19 protein-coding genes and 1 riboswitch are annotated in these 18,471 nt (G+C 65.3%); of the genes, 10 read left to right on the plus strand and 9 right to left on the minus strand.

Annotated features, from left to right (window positions below; all coding sequences use genetic code 11):
- Positions 1-18 precede the first annotated feature (18 nt).
- From AB7Z56_RS33630 to AB7Z56_RS33650, 5 genes are all read left to right on the plus strand, one after another.
- A complete protein-coding gene (locus AB7Z56_RS33630; RefSeq protein WP_008132970.1) occupies positions 19-270 on the plus strand; it encodes an exodeoxyribonuclease VII small subunit in 252 nt (83 codons plus the stop codon).
- 589 nt (positions 271-859) lie between these two features.
- Positions 860-2,788: a 1-deoxy-D-xylulose-5-phosphate synthase gene (dxs, locus tag AB7Z56_RS33635; protein ID WP_028148183.1), complete on the plus strand. Its 1,929-nt coding sequence runs from the start codon at positions 860-862 to the stop codon at positions 2,786-2,788.
- Between the two features lie 37 nt (positions 2,789-2,825).
- Entirely contained in the window at positions 2,826-3,380 is a 555-nt protein-coding gene (locus AB7Z56_RS33640) for a nucleoside 2-deoxyribosyltransferase (protein ID WP_063984911.1), read from the plus strand.
- 26 nt (positions 3,381-3,406) lie between these two features.
- Entirely contained in the window at positions 3,407-4,141 is a 735-nt protein-coding gene (locus tag AB7Z56_RS33645; protein ID WP_063984912.1) for a TlyA family RNA methyltransferase, read from the plus strand.
- Positions 4,134-5,381 (plus strand): class I SAM-dependent RNA methyltransferase, encoded by a 1,248-nt coding sequence (locus AB7Z56_RS33650; RefSeq protein WP_063984913.1) that lies wholly within the window; start codon positions 4,134-4,136, stop codon positions 5,379-5,381. The genes AB7Z56_RS33645 and AB7Z56_RS33650 overlap by 8 nt, the downstream gene beginning before the upstream one ends.
- A gap of 40 nt (positions 5,382-5,421) precedes the next feature.
- Here AB7Z56_RS33650 and AB7Z56_RS33655 read toward each other — a convergent pair whose 3' ends face one another.
- From AB7Z56_RS33655 to AB7Z56_RS33675, 5 genes are read right to left on the minus strand one after another with little or no spacing between them, the layout of a single operon-like run.
- Positions 5,422-6,273, minus strand: coding sequence for an ABC transporter permease (locus AB7Z56_RS33655; RefSeq protein ID WP_063986589.1), 852 nt, complete (start codon positions 6,271-6,273; stop codon positions 5,422-5,424).
- A 2-nt stretch (positions 6,274-6,275) separates the two neighbouring features.
- Entirely contained in the window at positions 6,276-7,115 is an 840-nt protein-coding gene (locus AB7Z56_RS33660; protein ID WP_084795245.1) for an ABC transporter ATP-binding protein, read from the minus strand.
- The gene (locus AB7Z56_RS33665) at positions 7,112-8,158 is read right to left on the minus strand and encodes an ABC transporter substrate-binding protein (RefSeq protein WP_063986590.1); all 1,047 of its coding nucleotides are present in this window, start codon (positions 8,156-8,158) and stop codon (positions 7,112-7,114) included. Before AB7Z56_RS33665 ends, AB7Z56_RS33660 begins: the two co-directional genes overlap by 4 nt.
- Positions 8,159-8,195: 37 nt before the next feature.
- The gene (locus AB7Z56_RS33670) at positions 8,196-9,416 is read right to left on the minus strand and encodes a CaiB/BaiF CoA transferase family protein (protein ID WP_063984914.1); all 1,221 of its coding nucleotides are present in this window, start codon (positions 9,414-9,416) and stop codon (positions 8,196-8,198) included.
- Positions 9,413-10,348, minus strand: a complete 936-nt coding sequence (locus tag AB7Z56_RS33675; RefSeq protein ID WP_063984915.1) for a hydroxymethylglutaryl-CoA lyase — start codon at positions 10,346-10,348, stop codon at positions 9,413-9,415. Before AB7Z56_RS33675 ends, AB7Z56_RS33670 begins: the two co-directional genes overlap by 4 nt.
- Before the next feature lie 88 nt (positions 10,349-10,436).
- On the opposite strand from AB7Z56_RS33675, the gene AB7Z56_RS33680 reads away from it, so the two are divergent.
- On the plus strand, positions 10,437-11,348 hold the full coding sequence (locus AB7Z56_RS33680; protein ID WP_084795387.1) for a GntR family transcriptional regulator: 912 nt from the start codon (positions 10,437-10,439) through the stop codon (positions 11,346-11,348).
- A 48-nt stretch (positions 11,349-11,396) separates the two neighbouring features.
- Here AB7Z56_RS33680 and AB7Z56_RS33685 read toward each other — a convergent pair whose 3' ends face one another.
- Positions 11,397-11,999 carry a hypothetical protein gene (locus AB7Z56_RS33685; RefSeq protein ID WP_063984916.1) on the minus strand — a complete coding sequence of 201 codons (603 nt, stop codon included), beginning with the start codon at positions 11,997-11,999 and terminating at the stop codon, positions 11,397-11,399.
- A gap of 255 nt (positions 12,000-12,254) precedes the next feature.
- On the opposite strand from AB7Z56_RS33685, the gene AB7Z56_RS33690 reads away from it, so the two are divergent.
- Complete coding sequence (locus tag AB7Z56_RS33690) at positions 12,255-13,313, plus strand: class I SAM-dependent methyltransferase (RefSeq protein WP_063986592.1); 1,059 nt, start codon at positions 12,255-12,257, stop codon at positions 13,311-13,313.
- 28 nt (positions 13,314-13,341) lie between these two features.
- Here AB7Z56_RS33690 and AB7Z56_RS33695 read toward each other — a convergent pair whose 3' ends face one another.
- Positions 13,342-13,725 (minus strand): bleomycin resistance protein, encoded by a 384-nt coding sequence (locus AB7Z56_RS33695; protein WP_063984917.1) that lies wholly within the window; start codon positions 13,723-13,725, stop codon positions 13,342-13,344.
- 206 nt (positions 13,726-13,931) lie between these two features.
- Here AB7Z56_RS33695 and AB7Z56_RS33700 point away from each other — a divergent pair, with 206 nt between their 5' ends.
- Complete coding sequence (locus AB7Z56_RS33700; protein WP_441256737.1) at positions 13,932-14,705, plus strand: enoyl-CoA hydratase/isomerase family protein; 774 nt, start codon at positions 13,932-13,934, stop codon at positions 14,703-14,705.
- 33 nt (positions 14,706-14,738) lie between these two features.
- On the opposite strand, the gene AB7Z56_RS33705 is transcribed toward AB7Z56_RS33700, so the two are convergent.
- Both AB7Z56_RS33705 and AB7Z56_RS33710 read right to left on the minus strand, forming a co-directional pair.
- Entirely contained in the window at positions 14,739-15,371 is a 633-nt protein-coding gene (locus tag AB7Z56_RS33705) for a hypothetical protein (protein WP_063984918.1), read from the minus strand.
- 180 nt (positions 15,372-15,551) lie between these two features.
- Positions 15,552-16,415, minus strand: coding sequence for a DUF1194 domain-containing protein (locus AB7Z56_RS33710; RefSeq protein WP_063984919.1), 864 nt, complete (start codon positions 16,413-16,415; stop codon positions 15,552-15,554).
- A 263-nt stretch (positions 16,416-16,678) separates the two neighbouring features.
- A riboswitch (Fluoride riboswitch) is annotated at positions 16,679-16,756 on the plus strand.
- Positions 16,757-16,808: 52 nt separating this feature from the next.
- Here AB7Z56_RS33710 and AB7Z56_RS33715 point away from each other — a divergent pair.
- Entirely contained in the window at positions 16,809-18,056 is a 1,248-nt protein-coding gene (locus tag AB7Z56_RS33715) for an MFS transporter (protein ID WP_231144376.1), read from the plus strand.
- The gene (gene crcB / locus AB7Z56_RS33720; protein WP_063984920.1) at positions 18,031-18,465 is read left to right on the plus strand and encodes a fluoride efflux transporter CrcB; all 435 of its coding nucleotides are present in this window, start codon (positions 18,031-18,033) and stop codon (positions 18,463-18,465) included. The genes AB7Z56_RS33715 and crcB overlap by 26 nt, the downstream gene beginning before the upstream one ends.
- Positions 18,466-18,471 lie beyond the last annotated feature (6 nt).

An 18,471-nucleotide genomic window follows, 5' to 3' on the forward strand; every position in this document is an offset into this window, starting at 1 on the left:
GGGCAATCGGAAACGGATATGGCCGAAAATACCCAAGTCGACGTCTCCAGGCTCACCTTCGAACGCGCCATCGAGGAGCTCGAAACCATCGTGAAGCGGCTCGAGGACGGCAAGGTGCCGCTCGAGGAATCCGTGACGATCTACGAGCGCGGCGAGGCGCTGAAGCGCCGCTGCGAGGAATTGCTGCGCCAAGCCGAGGCACGCGTCGACAAGATCACCACCGATGCCAGCGGCCAGGCCACCGGCACCGCACCGCTCGACGTGCAGTAAGGTCCCCGTTTCAAGCCGCCCGCCTCAAGCATCGGCCATCTGCAGTTTTTCATGATCGCACGCCGCTGTTTGGGCTTACAGCCCTCGGCGGCCAAGCACTGACATCGAAGAGTTCCCCCGGCCAGGGCCTCTCGGGCTCGCGAATCTGGCCAAAACGGCCTTCCTCTCGCCCAAAATGCAGGCGAGGAACCGGGCAAGACTGGAACCCATCCGCCGGCGCCAGGATTAACCAAGCTGGCCCGCGGGTTGCAGGTGCATACCCCTAAACGACCCTGCGGGTTGGCTTTGGCCCAAGCTTTGGTGTAAAGCTGCGCGGAGTGTGGCTTTTTGCAAGCCTTGCGTGGGCACAAATTACCGACGACAAGCGCTTCAAACTGCTAATGAAATTGGCTGGGACGGACGAAGCCGATCTAAGTGACAGGGATCACAGGGACTGAACCGGAGCGCACCTAAGCTCACCTAAGCTTGAAGACGGGGCCCTGCCCCATGCAGGTGGCTCCGACGGTTTAAGGACTCGCGCTGCGCCGATATTGTGCAAACCCATCGCGCACCGGAACGATCTTCCGGCGCTGACAAATTGGAAATCGCCGTGAACGCATACAGTAAAACGCCGCTTCTCGACACCATCCATACGCCGGATGACCTGCGCAAGCTCAAGATCGAGCAGGTTCGCCAGGTCGCCGACGAGCTGCGGCAAGAGACCATCGATGCCGTCTCGGTGACCGGCGGTCACTTCGGCGCCGGCCTCGGCGTGGTCGAGCTCACCACCGCGATCCATTATGTCTTCGACACGCCGCGCGACCGGCTGATCTGGGACGTCGGCCATCAGGCCTATCCGCACAAGATCCTCACCGGCCGGCGCGACCGCATCCGCACGCTGCGCACCGGCGGCGGCCTGTCCGGCTTCACCAAGCGCAGCGAGAGCGATTACGATCCGTTCGGCGCAGCGCATTCCTCGACCTCGATTTCCGCCGGCCTCGGCATGGCGGTCGCGCGCGACCTCTCCGGCGGCAAGAACAACGTTATCGCGGTGATCGGTGACGGCGCGATGTCAGCCGGCATGGCCTATGAAGCCATGAACAACGCCGGCGCCATGAACTCGCGCCTGATCGTGATCCTCAACGACAACGACATGTCGATCGCGCCGCCGGTCGGCGCGATGAGCGCCTATCTGTCGCGCCTCTACTCCGGCAAGACCTATCGCACGCTGCGCGATGCGGCCAAGCAGATCAACAAGCGCCTGCCCAAGATCATCGCCAACCGCGCCAACCGCGTCGAGGAATATTCGCGCGGCTTCATGATGGACGGCGGCACGCTGTTCGAGGAGCTCGGCTTCTATTATGTCGGCCCGATCGACGGTCATAACCTCGACCATCTGCTGCCCGTGCTGAAGAACGTGCGCGACATGGAGACCGGCCCGATCCTGGTCCACGTCGTGACTCAGAAGGGCAAGGGCTACGGCCCGGCGGAAGCTTCCGCCGACAAGTACCACGCGGTCGTCAAGTTCGACGTCGCGACCGGCACCCAGGCCAAGGCCAAGCCGAATGCGCCGGCCTACCAGAACGTGTTCGGCCAGAGCCTCGTCAAGGAAGCGCAGAAGGACGACAAGATCGTCGCCATCACCGCGGCGATGCCGTCCGGCACCGGCGTCGACATCTTCAACAAGGCCTTCCCGGACCGCACCTTCGACGTCGGCATCGCCGAGCAGCACGCGGTGACGTTCGCCGCCGGTCTTGCGAGCGAAGGCTACAAGCCGTTCTGCGCGATCTACTCGACCTTCCTGCAGCGCGGCTACGACCAGATCGTGCATGACGTCGCCATCCAGAACCTGCCGGTCCGCTTCGCCATCGACCGCGCCGGCCTCGTCGGCGCCGACGGCGCGACGCATGCCGGCTCGTTCGACAACGCCTATCTCGGCTGCCTGCCGAACATGGTGATCATGGCCGCGGCCGACGAAGCCGAGCTCGTGCACATGGTGGCGACCCAGGTCGCGATCGACGACCGTCCGAGCTCGCTGCGCTATCCGCGCGGCGAAGGCCGCGGCATCGAGATGCCCGAAGTCGGCGTTCCGCTCGAGGTCGGCAAGGGCCGCATGATTCGCCAGGGCAGCAAGATCGCATTGCTTTCCTTCGGTACGCGCCTCGCCGAATGCGAGAAGGCGGCCGACGAACTCGCCGCCCACGGCCTCTCCACCTCGATCGCCGATGCGCGCTTCATGAAGCCGCTCGACACCGAGCTGGTTCTCAAGCTCGCCCGCGACCACGAGATCCTGATCACGATCGAGGAAGGCTCGGTCGGCGGCTTCGGCTCGCATGTCGCGCAGTACCTGACCGATCAGGGCGCGCTCGACGGCGGCATGGTCAAGTTCCGCTCGATGGTGCTGCCCGACGTGTTCCAGGACCACGACACGCCGGCCGCGATGTACGGCCGTGCCGGTCTCGACGCCAAGGGCATCGTCGCCAAGGTGTTCGAGGCGCTGGGCAAGGACGTCAAGACCGAGACGGTCAAGCTCGCCTAACGGCGAGCTTCGACCTTCGCGAACCAGCGCGACCTTCATGAAAATCTATCTGGCAGGGCCCGACGTGTTCCTGCCGGATGCGGTTGAGATCGGCCGGCAAAAGGCCGCGATCTGCGCTGCGCATGGGCTCACCGGCCTCTATCCCCTCGACAACGCGATCGATCTCACCTCGCCCGACGCCTCGCGGCAGATCTTTTGCGGCAACGAGGCGATGATGGACGAAGCCGATGCCATCATCGCGAACCTCACCCCGTTCCGCGGTGCCGGCGCCGACCCCGGCACCGTCTACGAGCTCGGCTACATGGCCGGCCGCCGCAAGATTTGCCTGGCCTATTCCAACGACGGCGCCGTCTATGCCGACCGCGTCGGCCGCTTCATGGACGTGACCTCCGAGGACGGACGGCTGGTCGATGCACAGGGGCTGACGGTCGAGGATTTTGGCCTCGTCGACAACCTCATGATGATCCATGCGCTGGAGCTGCACGGCTGCCCGCTGGTGACGCCGGCGCAGATGCCGATCGACGTCTGGCACGATCTGGCCGCGTTCGAGGCTTGCGTCCGGATCGCGGCCGCGCGATTGATCGCACCATAGACGTTTCAGTCGCCTCCGGAGATCCGATGTCCCCTGCCCGCAAGCGTGCGGATGTTCTGCTGGTCGAGCGCGGCTTGTTCGAGAGCCGGGCGCGGGCGCGCGCGGCGATCGAGGCCGGGCTCGTCACCGCCGACGACAAGCAGGTCGCCAAACCCTCGGAGACGATCGCCGAGGACGCGGTGATCGTCGCCGAGCCTGCGCATCCCTATGTGTCGCGCGGCGGCGTCAAGCTCGCCGGCGCGCTGGAGCGCTACCCCATCGAGATCGAGGACCATGTCTGCCTCGACGTCGGCGCCTCCACCGGCGGTTTCACCGAGGTGCTGCTGGCGAACGGCGCCAGCCTGGTGTTCGCCATCGATGTCGGCACCAGCCAGCTGCATCCCTCGCTGCGCGACCATCCCAAGATCGTGTCGATGGAGGAGACCGACATCCGCAGCTATGACGGCAAACGGTTGCCGGCGCGGCCCGACGTCGTCGTCATCGACGTCAGCTTCATCTCGCTCAAGACGGTGCTGCCCGTGGCGCTGTCACTGGCGGCGGCGCCGATGAGCCTGCTGGCGCTGATCAAGCCGCAGTTCGAGGCCGATCGGAAGCACAACAAGAAGGGCATCATCCGCGACGCCGCCGTGCATCAGGAGATCTGCGACGACATCGCGGTCTTTGCCGCTTCGCTCGGCTGCACCGACATCGAGGTGTTCCCCTCCCCGATCACCGGCGGTGACGGCAATATCGAATTCTTCCTGGGCGCGCGCCGTGGTTGAGCGCATGAGGATCGATCACGTCGGCCATCGCGGCGACGGCGTCTCGCTCGCTGCGGGCGATCCCGTCTATGTGCCCTACGCGCTTGGCGGCGAGACCGTCGAGGTCGACCACGTCGCCGGCAGCCATCCCGACCGCCGCAAGCTGCTCGCGGTCGATGTCGCCAGCCCCGATCGCATCGAGCCGTTCTGTCCGCATTTCGGCGTCTGCGGCGGCTGCGCCATCCAGCACTGGGCGGCTGAGCCCTATCACGCGTGGAAGCGCGGCATCGTGGTCGAGACGCTGGCCCAGGCCGGGATCGACTGCGAGGTGGCGCCGCTGGTCGATGCCCATGGTGCCGGCCGCCGGCGCGTCACGCTGCACGGGCGGTTCGGCACGCATGACGTCCTCAAGGTCGGTTTCTCGGCGGCGAGCTCGCACGACGTGATCCCGATTCATCGCTGCCCGATCCTCGATCCCGGGCTCGAGGGCGCGCTCGATGCCGCCTGGGCGCTTGCCGAATCCCTGACGTCTAGGATGGCGGTGACGAAGCCGCTGGACATCCAGGTCACCGCGACCGCCAACGGCCTCGATGTCGACGTGCGCGGCTCCGGCCCGCTGCCGACGCCGCTGGTCACGGCGCTTTCGCGCGTCGCCGAGCAGCATCGGCTGGCGCGGCTGACGCGGCACGGCGAGCTGGTGCTGCAACGCCTGCCGCCGACGGTGCGGATGGGCCGCGCCGAGGTGACGCTGCCGCCGGGCTCGTTCCTGCAGGCAACGGTCGCGGGCGAGGAGACGCTGGCGTCGCTCGTCGCCGAGCGCGTCGGCAAGGCCAAGGAGGTTCTCGACCTCTTCTGCGGCGTCGGCCCGTTTGCCTTGAGGCTCGCCGAGAAGGCGCGCGTCACCGCCTATGACAACGACGCCGGCGCCGTCGCGGCGCTTGTGAAGGCTGCGCGCACACCCGGGCTGAAGCCGATCAAGGCCGAACCGCGCGACCTGTTCCGCCGCCCGCTGGTGCCGCCGGAGCTGCGCGACTTCGACGCCGTGGTGTTCGACCCGCCGCGCCAGGGCGCGCAGGCGCAGGCGCTGAAACTCGCTGCGAGCAAGGTACCCGTCGTGATCGCGGTGTCCTGCAACGCCGCAACCTTCGCTCGCGACGCCCGGCTCCTCATCGACGGCGGCTACAGGATCGAGACCGTGGTCCCGGTCGATCAGTTCCGCCACACGCCGCATGTGGAATTGGTGGCGCGGTTCACGCGCTGACGCGCTACCTGCCGCTCACCGTCCGAACCCTTCCAGACTGCTATGCCGACGGTTCGAATTGCGGCTGCCATCGCAGCAGGTAGGACTGCAGCGAGCGCACCGCGATCGCCAACAGGATTCCGACGAACATCATGACGAAGATGGCGACCATCATCTCGCTGGCATTGGCGCGCGCCTCGGCTTCGATGATGAGCTTGCCGAGCCCGCGCTCGGCGCCGATGAATTCGCCGACGATGACGCCGATCAGCGCGAAAGACACCGCCGGCAACAGCGACGCGAACACCCAGGCCAGCGCGGAGGGGATCACCACCGTGCGCAGCACGGTGAGTTCGCTGGCACCGAGCAGACGGGCAGCGGCGATCTGGTCGCGGTCGACCGCACGCGTTCCCTCGAAGGTGTTGAAGAACACCACGAAGAACACGACGAGCCATGCCGTGGCGATCTTGGAGAGATCGCCGAGGCCGAAGATCAGGATGACGAGCGGCACCAGCGCGATGCGCGGTATCGAGTTGAGCGCCACGACATAGGGCCCGAACACGCGGGCCAGGAAGTCCGAACGGCCGAGGACCAGGCCGGCCGCGATTCCGCTCGCTGAGCCGAAAAGAAATCCCCACCAGGTGTTCTTCAGCGTGACGAGCGTGGCGAGCCACAAATTGTTGTCGTTGCCGTTGATGCAGGCGGCAAAGCCGGCGGGATCGGCAAAGCAGCCAAGCCGCAGGAAGCTCTGCCAGATCAACGACGGCTTGGCGACGAAATAGGGATCGAGGATTTTCGGCACATAGGCCTTCGGCAACAGCGCCTTGCTCCATTCGAAGCCCCACTGCCAGACGACGAGAACCACCACGAGAATGGCCACTTGCCAGAACAGGACGGCGCTACGGCTGTTGGACATGATCATTCGGCCCTGGTGCGGCGGAATTCTTCGCCGAGGGAATGCCAGATGTGAGAGTAGAGGCGGCCGAATTCGGCGGTCTCGCGCACGTCCACGGGATCGCGCGGCCGCGGGATGGCGACGTCGAAATCTTCCTTGAGCCTCCCGGGCCGGGCCGAGAGCAGGATGATGCGGCTCGCCAGCGTCAAGGCCTCGCCGAGATCGTGGGTCACGAACAGCACAGTCTGCCGCTCGCGTTCCCATATCTCCAGCAGCGTCTTGTGCATCTCGAGTTTGGTGTGGGTGTCGAGCGCGCCGAACGGCTCATCCATCAGCAGGATCTCGGGCTCCATGATCAGCGTGCGCATCAAGGCGACGCGCTGACGCATGCCGCCGGACAGCATGCTGGGGAAGCTCTGTGCAAAGCCGGAGAGCCCGGCCTTCTCGACGGCCGAAGCGACGCGCCCGGCGCGCTCGGTCTTTCGCAGCCCCGCGATCTCCAGCCCATAGCCGATGTTCTGCTCCACGGTTCGCCAGGGAAACAGCGTGTCGCGCTGGAAGACATAGCCGACCCTGCGGTTGACCTTTCCGGTCTCAACCATGTCCTCATCGATCAGGATGCGTCCGCCCGAGCGCGGCAATAGCCCCGCAACCATGTTGAGGATGGTGCTCTTGCCGCAGCCGGACGGACCGAGCAGCGCGACGAACTCGCCTTGCTTGACCTCGAAGGAAACGTCATCGACCGCCACGAACTCGCGGCCGGACGCGTTGAAGCGCTTGGCGAGACCTCGCACCGCGATGCGGGTTCGCTCCTCCACCTCGTCTCGCGCGAGCGCGAATCCTGGGCCTGGCGCAGCGATCATTTGTATTTCGCCATCGCCGCCTGGAGGAAGCTCATGTCGACGACATCCTCGTATTTCGTCTCGGGAATATCCGTTCCCTTGCGGTACCAGGGCTTGGCCCCGCGTTCGAACGAGGACTTGTCGATGACGCCGTCATAGGCCCAGGTCGATTTGTCGAAGCCGAGCTCGGCGCTGACTGCATCGGGGTCTATTCCCGAGAAATATTTCGGCGTGACCAGTGCCTGTACGTCCGCGAGCGGCGTCGCCTTCACGAAAGCGATCGCGCGGTGGATCGCGTTCACATAGGCCTGCACCATCGCCTTGTCCTGCTCGATCGTGTCCTGGAGCGTGTAGATCACCAGCACGGGCAGCGTGCCGCCGAAATCCTTCTCGAATACGCCGGGCTTGGAGGTGTCGTAGATCGTCCTGCCAAAGCCCTTCTTCTCGACCTCGACGATCCAGCTTGGCGGCGCCATGATGGCGTCGAACTGCTTGGTCTGCAGCGACGGGAACATCGTGTTGGGTCCGCCGCCGGCGACCCAGTTCACCCTGTCGCCGAGCCCGCGCGTTTCGAACACATAGGTGCCGAACACCCAGGTGCCCGACCCGATCGCGGTGGCCGCGACGATCGGCTTGGCGCCGTCAGGCCGTTTATGCTCGGCGAGCTTCTCGACTGAATTGATACCGCCGTCGTAAAGGTCCTGCCGGACCACGATGTTGGCGTAGGAGCACACCATCTCGGTCGCGAGCAGGATCTTGCAGGGTTTGCCGCGCGCACTGAGCTGGAGCGGATGGCTGGCATCGCCGTGCGCGAACAGGGCTTGTCCCGCCGCCAGCGTCTGACGGCCGAACGTGCCGGCGTTACCGGTGACGAGCTTGGAGTCGAGACCTTCGTCCCTGAAGTAACCCTTCAGCTCGGCAATCATGCCGATGGCGTAGACCGGCGACACCGGCCCGAAGGCGAGCGATACCTGCTTGGTCTCGGCGCGGAGCTGCCCGGGCAGCATCGATGCGCCGGCCAATGTGGAGCCCGCGATCAGCGCCTGGCGTCTGGTGATGTTCATGTGCTCCTCCTTGATTCTTGTTTGATCGATCCGTTCGTCAGGACGGCCCAGGCGCAATCCGGATGGTTCCTGCCTTTTGCAGCGTCTCGATTTCACTCGACGAAATGCCGATCTCGCTCAGGATCTCGCGCGTCTGCTCGCCGATCTGCGGCGGATCGTAGCGGTTGGGCAGCCGGCGGCCGTCCATGGAGATCGGCAACAGCGGCGTTTTTGCCTCGCCGCCGTCAGGCAGGTGAATGTTGGTCAGCCCGCCCGACTGGTTCAGATGCGGGTCGTCGAAGAGATCGCCGGGCTTGTTGACCGGCGCGTAGGGCAGATCGAGCTGCTCGAGGCGTGCCGCGAGATCGGCCTTGTCCCATTGCTTGAAGATCTTCGCGATCTCCGGGATCAGCCAGCCGCGATGATCGACGCGGTCGTTGCTCGTCGCAAAGCGCGGATCGGCAAGCCAGGATTCGCGATCGAAGGCGCGGCAGAACGCCTCCCATTGCTCTTCACCGACGATGGTGACGAACAGCTTCGAGCCGTCCCTGGTGTCGAAGAGATCGTAGACCGGCCAGGGGCTGTCCTTGATCGAATAGGGGATCGAGGGCTGGCCGCTGACCACCTCGCACATCATGGCCTGCGCCATCAGGAACACGTTGTTCTCGTAGAGCGCGCTCTGGATGTAGCGGCCGCGCCCGGTGCGCTGCCGCTCGGCCAGCGCGGCCTGGATCGCGATCACGCCGAACATGCCGCCCATGATGTCGTTGACCGAGGCACCGGCGCGCATCGGCCGGTCCGGCAGGCCCGTCATGTAGGCAAGGCCGCCCATCATCTGCACGACCTCGTCGAGCGCGAGGCGATTCTCGTACGGGCCGGGCAAATAGCCCTTGAGCGAGCAGTAGATCAGGCGCGGCGCAAAAGCGGCAACCGACTCGTAGTCGAGACTGATCCGCTTCAGCAGGCCGGGTCGGAAATTCTCGATCAGGACGTCGCTGCTCTCGATCAGCCGCCGCGCGATGGTCTGGCCTTCCGCGGTCGACGTATCCAGCGCGATGCTGCGCTTGTTGCGGCTGTAGGTGGCGAAGAAGCCGGCAGCGGGCCCCTTGAAATAGCGGGTGCGGTCGCCCTTGGGCGGCTCGACCTTGATCACGTCGGCGCCGAGATCGGCGAGGATCAAGCCGCAGCTCGGCCCCATCACCATCTGGCTGAACTCGATGACACGAAGGCCGGCCAGCGGACGCAGCTCCGTTGCCGCCTCGGGCGCGGCCGTCGTCATGCCGCCCTCCGCAGCACCTTGGGAATGCCGGCCTCGTGCAGGTGCCCGGTCAGATGTTTTGCCTGGATGTGGCGGGCCAGAATCTCGCGCGTTTGCATCAGCCGATCGAGGTCGATGCCGGTCGAAAGTCCCATGCGTTCCAGCATGAACACGAGATCCTCGGTGACGATGTTGCCGCGGGCACCAGGCGCGAAAGGACAGCCGCCAAGTCCTGATACCGCGGCGTCGAAACGCCGGATCCCGGCTTCGAGGCCGGCGACGGCATTGGCGAGGCCAGCACCGAGCGTGTCGTGCAGATGCAGCCGCAGCGTCATCTGCAATCCGACTTCACGCCTGACGGCTTCGACGATCTGCCTGACCAGTTTCGGGGTGGCGTAGCCGACGGTGTCGGCGAGCCCGATCTCGTCGGCACCGGCCTCGGCAAAGGCGCGCGCGACCCGGCACACCGCCGCTTCGCTCACCTCGCCTTCCAGCGAGCAGCCGAAGGAGGTGGCGATCGCGCCCATCAGGTGCGGCCGCCGGCCCGCCGGACAGGCGTCGATCGCGGCGCGGACCGCGCGAAACCCGTCGAGCTGCTCTTCGATCGAGCGCCGCACATTGGCGCGGTTGTGCGTCTCGCTGGCGGAGATGACGAAGTAGACGGCGTCGACACCGGCGGCGATGGCGCGCTCGGCGCCCTTCACGTTCGGCACAAGTGCACCGATGGTCGCGGTCCTGTGCGCGAGCGCGTGCGCCATCACCGCATCGACATCGGCGAATTGCGGTACGACCTTCGGCGGCACGAAGGATCCCGCGTCGATCTCGCGCACGCCGGCGGCGGCGATCGTATCAATCAGCGCGCATTTGGCTTCGGTGGGAACGAACACGTCCAGGTTTTGCAGCCCATCGCGGGGGCCGACCTCGCAAATCAGGACATCCGGCGCATGCGCCATCAGGCTCTCCCTGGTTCGATTGTATATTATTGCGTAAAAGAACAATCCGTGGGACAGTCTGTCAAGCTCAAAATCCGCGTGCACTGCAATGACCGCCTCCGACAATTCCCGACCGCCCGCTTCAAGCAAAGGCGGTTCCGAGCGCGCCGAGCACCTCGCCGGGCTGATCATGGCGCTCGCCCGACGCGAAGGCATGAAGGCTGGCGATCGCTTGATCGAACAAAGGCTTGCCGATGCGCTCGATCTTTCACGCGCGCCGATCCGGCTCGGCCTCAAGGCTCTGGAAGCGGCAGGGCTCGCGCGCGGCGAGCCACATCGCGGGTTCGTGCTGGCCAAGCATCCGACCAGCGGCGCAGCCCAGCCAGCCCTCGCGGCGGTCAGGCGCAGCGAACAGGTTTATACGTCCATCGCAGGCGACGTGCTCGCAAGCCGGCTGCCGGCTGACGTCACCGAGGCGGAGCTGATGCGCCGCTATGGCCTCAGCCGGGCCGAGTTGCAGCGGCTGCTTGACCGGATCGCTGCCGAGGGCTGGATTGCACGCCTGCCGGGTTATGGCTGGCGCTTCGCGGAGACGGTCTCGAACCCCGAAGCTCACGCCAAGGCCATGGCGTTTCGCGCGGTGATCGAACCTGCGGCAATCGCGCAGCCCAGCTTTGCGCTGCCGCAGGAGGTGATTGCACGCTTGCGCGAGCGCCAGCTGCGCGTATTCGAAGGCGAGCTCGAGAAGATGACGATCGGCGAGGTCTTTCTTTCCGGTTGCGAATTCCATGAGGAGATCATTCGCGGCGCCGGCAATCCCTTCTTTCTTGAATCGCTCCGGCGCGTGAATTCGATCAGACGCCTGTTCGCCTATCGCAGCTTCGCCGACCGCGACGGTATGCGGCGGCACGTGCGCGAGCATTTGCGCCTGCTCGAGGTTCTGGAAACGCGGCGTTACGCCGAAGCGGCAGAGCTGATGGCGAAGCACCTGCAACGCCCGCTGGTGGCGGGCTTGTCGTAAGCCAACGCGGCTGCCGTCAAGCGGGCGGCGAAAGCGACGCGTGACCGCTCAACGACGCAAGCCACCCAACGCCGGTGACTCGCCGGGCAGCATTGACGAATTGATGTCGCTGTCCATGCGTCCCGATTGCTGCTGGGTGAAACCGGCGCCGAACGACAGGCTGAGGTTGGAGGTCGGCTTGAACTCGACACCCGCGAAAGCGCCGTAGCCGGGCGAGGCGCTGGAGGTGAGCGGGGCGAGCGAGCTGCCGATGCCGCCATTGTATTTCAGCGTGTCGAACCCGGCAAAGAACGTGACGGGCATGCCGCCCGCGGTCTTGTAGTTGTAACCGAACTGCGTGCCATCGTAGGAGAGCGCGTTGAAATTGCCGGCCGGCGCAGGCTGGCTGAGGCCGCCCAGGCCTAGATTGCCGCGTTCGCTTCCGACGAAGAAACCGGGACGAAAATCATAGCCTGCGTTGGCATCGCCACCCTTGAAGCTCGGAAAATTGCCGTAGCCATCGGAGCCCTGGCCGGCGCTGCCACCAAAGCCGAAAGGCCCGCCCGGGATCCAATATTGCAGGGGCGCGACTTGCGCATGAGCCGGCGCTCCGCCGAGGCAGAACACCACGAAGAGAGTTGCGAGACCGCAGGAACGTGCAAGGCTGGACATTCAGGTAACCGTCAAAAAAGTGCGGAAATTATATGCCGGGGATCACACGAATACCAGTGACGCGATGCCGGTGGTCGCGCCATCGAGTTCCAAAATCACGTTATCCTGACGTGTTGAACCTCCTGCGCGACGGATTGACCCACATAGAGGACGCGCGAACGCGAGCCGTCGCTTCGATCCTGATCGGCCGGCGCAGTCCGGCAAGACGCAATTGCGCAGACCTTTGAAAATGCCAGACACAACATGGAGGCTGTCATGGAGGTCGATTCCGACAGGTTGAATGCCTTTATGGGCAAGATGATCACCGAGGTCGGTGCCGCGATGAACGCATCGCTGGTCCTGCTGGGCGACAAGCTCGGCCTCTACCGCGCCCTCGCCGCCAAGGGACCCATGAGCTCTGCCGAGCTCGCAAGCGCCACCGGAACGAACGAACGCTACGTCCGCGAGTGGCTGGCGAGCCAGGCGGCTTCTGGTTACGTCGAATACGACTCCGCTTCCGGCAAGTTCTCGATGCTGCCGGAGCAGGCGATGGCGCTTGCCGATGATGACAGCCCGGTCTTCCTCGGCGCGGTCGGTAATGTCATTGCCGCGGCGTTCCTCGACGAGCCGAAAATTACGGACGCATTCAAGTCCGGCAAGGGCGTCGGCTGGAATCGTCGCAGCGAGTGCCTGTTCTGCGGCACCGCCCGGTTCTTCCGCACCGGCTACATGCATCATCTGGTGCAGGAGTGGCTGCCCGCGCTCGAAGGCGTCGTGGACAAGCTGAAGCGCGGTGCCAAGGTCGCCGACGTCGGCTGCGGGCACGGCGTCTCGACACGGCTGATGGCGGAGGCCTTCCCGAACTCCCGCTTCTACGGCTTCGACTATCACGAGGGCTCGATCGCGGCCGCACGAAAGGCGACGACTGAGGCGAAGCTGGGCGATCGTGTCAGCTTCGCGGTTCACTCGGCGAAGACCTATCCCGCCGAGGGCTACGATCTCGTCTGCTTCTTCGATTGCCTGCACGACATGGGCGATCCCGTCGGCGCCATCAGCCACGTGCGCAAGACCATGGCGAAGGACGGCACCTGCATGCTGGTCGAGCCGTTCGCAGGCGACCGCCTCGAAGACAATCTCAACCCGGTCGGGCGGGTCTACTATGCGGCATCGACCATGATCTGCACGCCGGCCTCGCTCGATCAGGAGGTGGGCCTCGCGCTGGGCGCCCAAGCCGGCGAGGCAAGGCTGCGCAAGGTCGCCAGCGAAGGCGGCCTGTCGCGCTTCCGCCGCGCCGCCGAAACACCCTTCAACCTGATCCTGGAGGCCAGGATCTGATGCAATGGCGGACGCGCGGCCGGCGATGTCAGGCCGCGTCGTCCGTTCCCATACCGAACGTGAGCTGATTGCCGTCGGCGTCGACGACGTCGAAATCGCGCATGCGATAGTCACGGTCCTCCGGCCGGTTGAGCAGCCTGGCGCCGCGTCCCGATAGTTCGGCATAGATCTGATCGACGTCCCTGACGAAGATGCAGATGCCGCCGTGCCCGGGCAACCGCTTCGTTACCGCCGCCGCAAGCAGATGCAGGCCGACCTCGTCACGGCAGAGGCAGGCGTAGGACGGAGGCTGACCGTATTCGAAGGTGACCTCGAAGCCGAGCACGTCGCGGTAATAAGCGAGGCTGGCTGTGATGTCGGACACGACGAAGACGGTGGCGGAGCCGGCCATCATCGGGTGTTCGTCGGTCATTGGTCCCTCCATCCGGCAAGCAATCTCCTGCACGCAGTCTAGCATGCGCGCTGGAGGTCTTGCACGGCCCAAGCCGCACCGTAAGCTGTCGCCCGGACAAGGCGGAAGCACCGAACGACAGCGTCCCGCCGCCGCCGCTCGCCGCGAAATAACCGGGCCACCACCTCGATCGATGCCGCACGTTTCCCGAAAGCATGGAGAACCCGGTGACATCTGACAATCCCGTCGCCTACGAACGCGCAGGCAACATCGCCCGCATCACGCTGCGCCGCCCGCCCGTCAATGCACTGAGCCTCGAGGTCATCCGTGCGGTGGTCGCGGCCCTGCGTCGCGCAGCGAACGATCCGGAAGCTCGCGTTGTCGTGCTGGCGAGCGCGATCGCCAAGCGCTTTTCGGCCGGCCTCGACCTCGACATCCTGCTTGGCAAATCCGGCGCCGAGATCCGCGAATTCCTCCAGGCGCTCTATATCGACCTTTACGACGCCCAGTACGGGCTCGGAAAACCGTCGATCGCCGCGGTCGGTGGTGCGGCGCGCGGCGGCGGCATGACCATGGCGGTGTCCTGCGACGTGGTGCTGGCGGCCGAGAGCGCGACGTTCGGCTATCCCGAGATCGACGTCGGCGTCATTCCCGCGATCCACTACGCACACCTGCCGCGCATCGTCGGACGCCACCGCGCTTTCGAGCTGCTGTTCACCGGCCGCGTCTTCACCGCCGCGGAGGCGCGGGAACTCGGCGTGGTCAACCGCGTCGTCGCCGATGCGGAGCTCGACACCGAGGTGATCAAGCTCGCGGCGCAATTCGCCGGCAAGTCGGCCGCCGTGCTGCGGATGGGCCGCGCCGCCTTCATGCGCCAGATTGATCTCGACTACCGGCGCAGCATCGCAAGTGCAGTAGACGATTTCTGCAATGTCGCGACGTCGGACGAAGCGCAGGAGGGATTGAGGGCGTTCGTGGAGAAGCGGGCGCCGAAATGGTGAGGGGGGCCGCCGGCCGCCCAGGGAGGCTGGCGTTCAGGCCGTCCTGTCCACCGAGGACGACGAATCCGCAGGCGGATATTTCGTCACCGGCACGGTGAAGGATTTGGAGCCGACCTGATAGATGATCTTGCCGTTTTGTCCGTTGTCGGTCGATATCTGCGACTGCCCGAACATGATGACGTTCCTGTAGACGTAGCCGGTGCCCTGGCGGGTGATACCGTCGGTGGTGACGCTGACCGTCGCCTCCTTGCCGTTGATGGCCAGCACGCGAAAGCTCGCACTCTTGCCGATGTCGGCGGAATAGCCGCCCCAGCTTCCCATGAGGATGCTGTCGGAACCCGGCGCCGCCTGTTTCTGCAAAGTCGCGCTCTGCTTGCCAACGCCCGAGGAGAACAGGAGCACTAGGTTCTTGCCGTCCTTGGTGCCGACCGTGACGTTGCCGTAGCTTATCGTTGCACCATTGACCTCGCCGATACCGCGCTCGGTGTGCCCGTTATGGGTGTACTCGATTTGGGCCCTGGCCCCGCGGATGTTCACGACCTTGAAGCCGACGGCCTGGTTGTTGCCTGCCCAATTGCCCTTCCAGTCACCCACCAGACTGCTCTGGTGATACACCCGCTCGTTGGCGGGCGAAATCTGGCTGGTGCTCGATGTGACGATGGCCATTGGATTGCTCGGCGGATTTGTCTGACAGACCCGCTTCTGTTCGCGCGCCGGACGGCGAAGTCAGAACTTTATCCGGAAACAACGGGAAGCAGGCCGATTAGGGCCACGCAGCAGTTAACGCGTGGTTAAATTCGACCGCGGGCGGGACAGGGCAAAAGGTCTCATTCGGGGTGGTGCGGATCAGCGCCCCCAGCGGTCCGACCAGATTTTCTCGCCGATCAAGCAGCTGACCCGTGGCTCCTTGTCGGCAACGCGCCTCACGGGGCGCTCCGGCATGCGGCCCGCGACCTCCATCAGGAGCTTGGTGCGGATCGCTTCCTTGAACTTGTCGCGATCCTTGATCGTGATGACGAAGGAGCCGGGACCGCCGATAACGCAGTCCTCGTAGTAGTAGTCGAGATTGTCGATATCCATGGTCGAATAGGACGGCTCCTTGACCATGATCGGCAGGCCGTTGATGACGATGCCCTTCTCGAGCGCGGCGTCGCGCGCGGCCGTCACCGGGCCGCCATTGTTGTTCGGGCCGTCACCGGAAATGTCGATCACGCGGCGCAAGCCGCGATAGGGATCCTCGTCGAACAACGGCATCGCGAACGTGATCGCCCCGGAGATCGAGGTGCGCGAGGCGCGCCGGATCGGCGTCTTCAAGATCTCGGCGGCGACCGCGTCCGCCGTCTCCGGTCCGTCCACCAGCCGCCACGGGATGATGATCTTCTGGTCGCTGGAAGCGGCCCATTCGAAGTAAGTCACCGCGATCCGGCCATTCGGCCCGAGCTTCAGCGCCTGGAGGAATTCCTTCGACTGGATCGCCTGCGCATAGCCTTCGCGCTGGATCGCGAGTTCGTCCATGTCCATGGAGTAGGAGACGTCGACCGCGAGGACCAGCTCGACATCGACCGTCTGCGCGTCCCGATCGGCCGCTAGCCGTTGTGGCGAACTCTTGCTCGGTTCAAATTTGGGCCCTGGTGCCGCGATGCCCGCGACATCCCCTCCGGCGAGTACGCCGGCCACCAGCACAGCCCCGATCGAGAACAGCATGCGCATCGCAGTCTCCCGTCGTATGACGCGATGGTGACATGCAATCGCCTTGCCGCAAAGTCCGAAGATCGCTTGCGCTTCACATTCCGGTTAGGAATTCGCGAGTTGGGAATGCGCACGTCACGCAAAGCTGCCGCCGTGTTGCCGCGCTTGCGCCACGGGGACATGCGCGATCGCTCACGCCATCATTCCGGAGCGTCCAGCAGCATCGAGCCGAAGACAGACCTTCCCCGCCCACTTGTCCGGTGCGATTTCCATGCTAGGTTGGATGTACAGATGGGGATGGAGTCCCCCGACAACCGCCCGTCGGCCTGTGACCGTAGTGGGCTGATGACTCCTGCTCGAGGAGGGGCAATCTCAAAGCCTCGGCCTTTGGCGGGAGCATGGACAAACCCGCCGATGGCGGGTTTTTTGTTGCCTGAAGGCGAAGGTCAGGGCGTGACGACGACGACACCGAATGCTGCGCGTGCGGGGCTGCCCAGGGGGATCTGGGTGCTCGGCTTCGTCTCGATGCTGATGGACGTCTCCTCCGAGATGATCCACGCGCTGCTGCCGGTCTATCTCGTCACCGTGCTCGGGGCCTCCACGCTCACGGTCGGCTTCATCGAGGGCATTGCGGAGGCGACCGCCTCGATCACGAAGATCTTCTCCGGCGCATTGTCCGACTGGCTCGGCCGGCGCAAGCTCCTCGCGGCGCTCGGCTACGGCCTAGCCGCGCTGACAAAACCGCTGTTCCCGCTTGCCCCCAGCGTCGGTTGGCTGATTGCCGCGCGCTTCATCGACCGCGTCGGCAAGGGTATTCGCGGCGCACCGCGCGATGCGCTGATCGCCGACATTGCACCTGCGGGTCTGCGCGGCGCGAGCTTCGGCCTGCGGCAGTCGCTCGACACCATCGGCGCATTCGTCGGACCGCTCGTGGCGATCGGCCTGATGTGGTGGACGGCAGATAATTTTGCCCTCGTCTTCTGGGTAGCGGTGCTGCCGGCCTTCCTGTCTTTCGGCCTGATCGCATTCGCGGTGAGCGAGCCGGAGCCGGACCCAAGCCGGGAGACTACGAAGAATCCGCTGAACACCTCCGCCATGCGGCAGCTCGGATCCGTGTACTGGCGCGTCGTCGCGGTCGGCGTGGTGTTCACGCTCGCGCGCTTCAGCGAGGCCTTTTTGATCCTGCGCGCGCAGAACATCGGTCTCTCGGCGATGTGGGTGCCGGCGGTGCTGGTGCTGATGAACGTGGTCTATGCCCTGTCGGCCTATCCGGCCGGCGTGCTGTCGGACCGGATCAACCGGACCGGCCTGCTCGCGCTCGGCCTCGTCTTCCTCGCCGGCGCCGATCTCGCGCTCGCGCTGCTGCCTAGCCTCGCGGGCCTCGCGCTCGGCGTCGTGCTGTGGGGGCTGCACATGGGATTGACCCAAGGCCTGCTGTCGGCCCTCGTCGCCGACGCCGCGCCGCCGAGCCTGCGCGGCACCGCATTCGGCTATTTCAACCTGTTCACCGGACTGGCCTTGCTAGCCGCAAGCGTGATCGCCGGCGCGCTGTGGGATGCCTACGGTCCTGCGGGCACGTTTTTGGCCGGGCTCGGCTTCGCGCTGGTCGCGCTCGCAGGGCTGCTCGCCGTCGGCAATGGTCTGGCAGCGGAGGACAAATGATGATGGAGGAGCGTTCGTCGTGTTGAGCGGAGTGATCGCAATCGTGGTCGGCAGCGTTCTCGGCGGCTGCGCGCGCTATTTCGTCTCGGGCGCGATCGCGCGGCGGCTGGGCGAGACCTTTCCCTGGGGCACCATGACCATCAACATCACCGGCGCCTTCCTGATCGGCATTTTCGGCGCGCTGGCAACCCATCCCGGCTCGATCTTCGCCGCGCCCAATCCATGGCTGTTCGCGGTGACCGGGTTCCTCGGCTGCTACACCACGGTGTCCTCGTTCAGCCTGCAGACGCTGACACTCGCGCGCAACGGCGAGCCGATGCATGCGCTCGGCAATGTCGCGCTCTCGGTCGGGCTTTGCCTTGCCGCCGTCAGTTGCGGCTTTGTCATCGCTGACGGTCTTGGAGGCTAGAGGCGG

The sequence above is a fragment of the Bradyrhizobium sp. 482_C4_N1_8 genome, assembly GCF_052075965.1.
Taxonomy (GTDB): Bacteria; Pseudomonadota; Alphaproteobacteria; order Rhizobiales; family Xanthobacteraceae; genus Bradyrhizobium; species Bradyrhizobium barranii.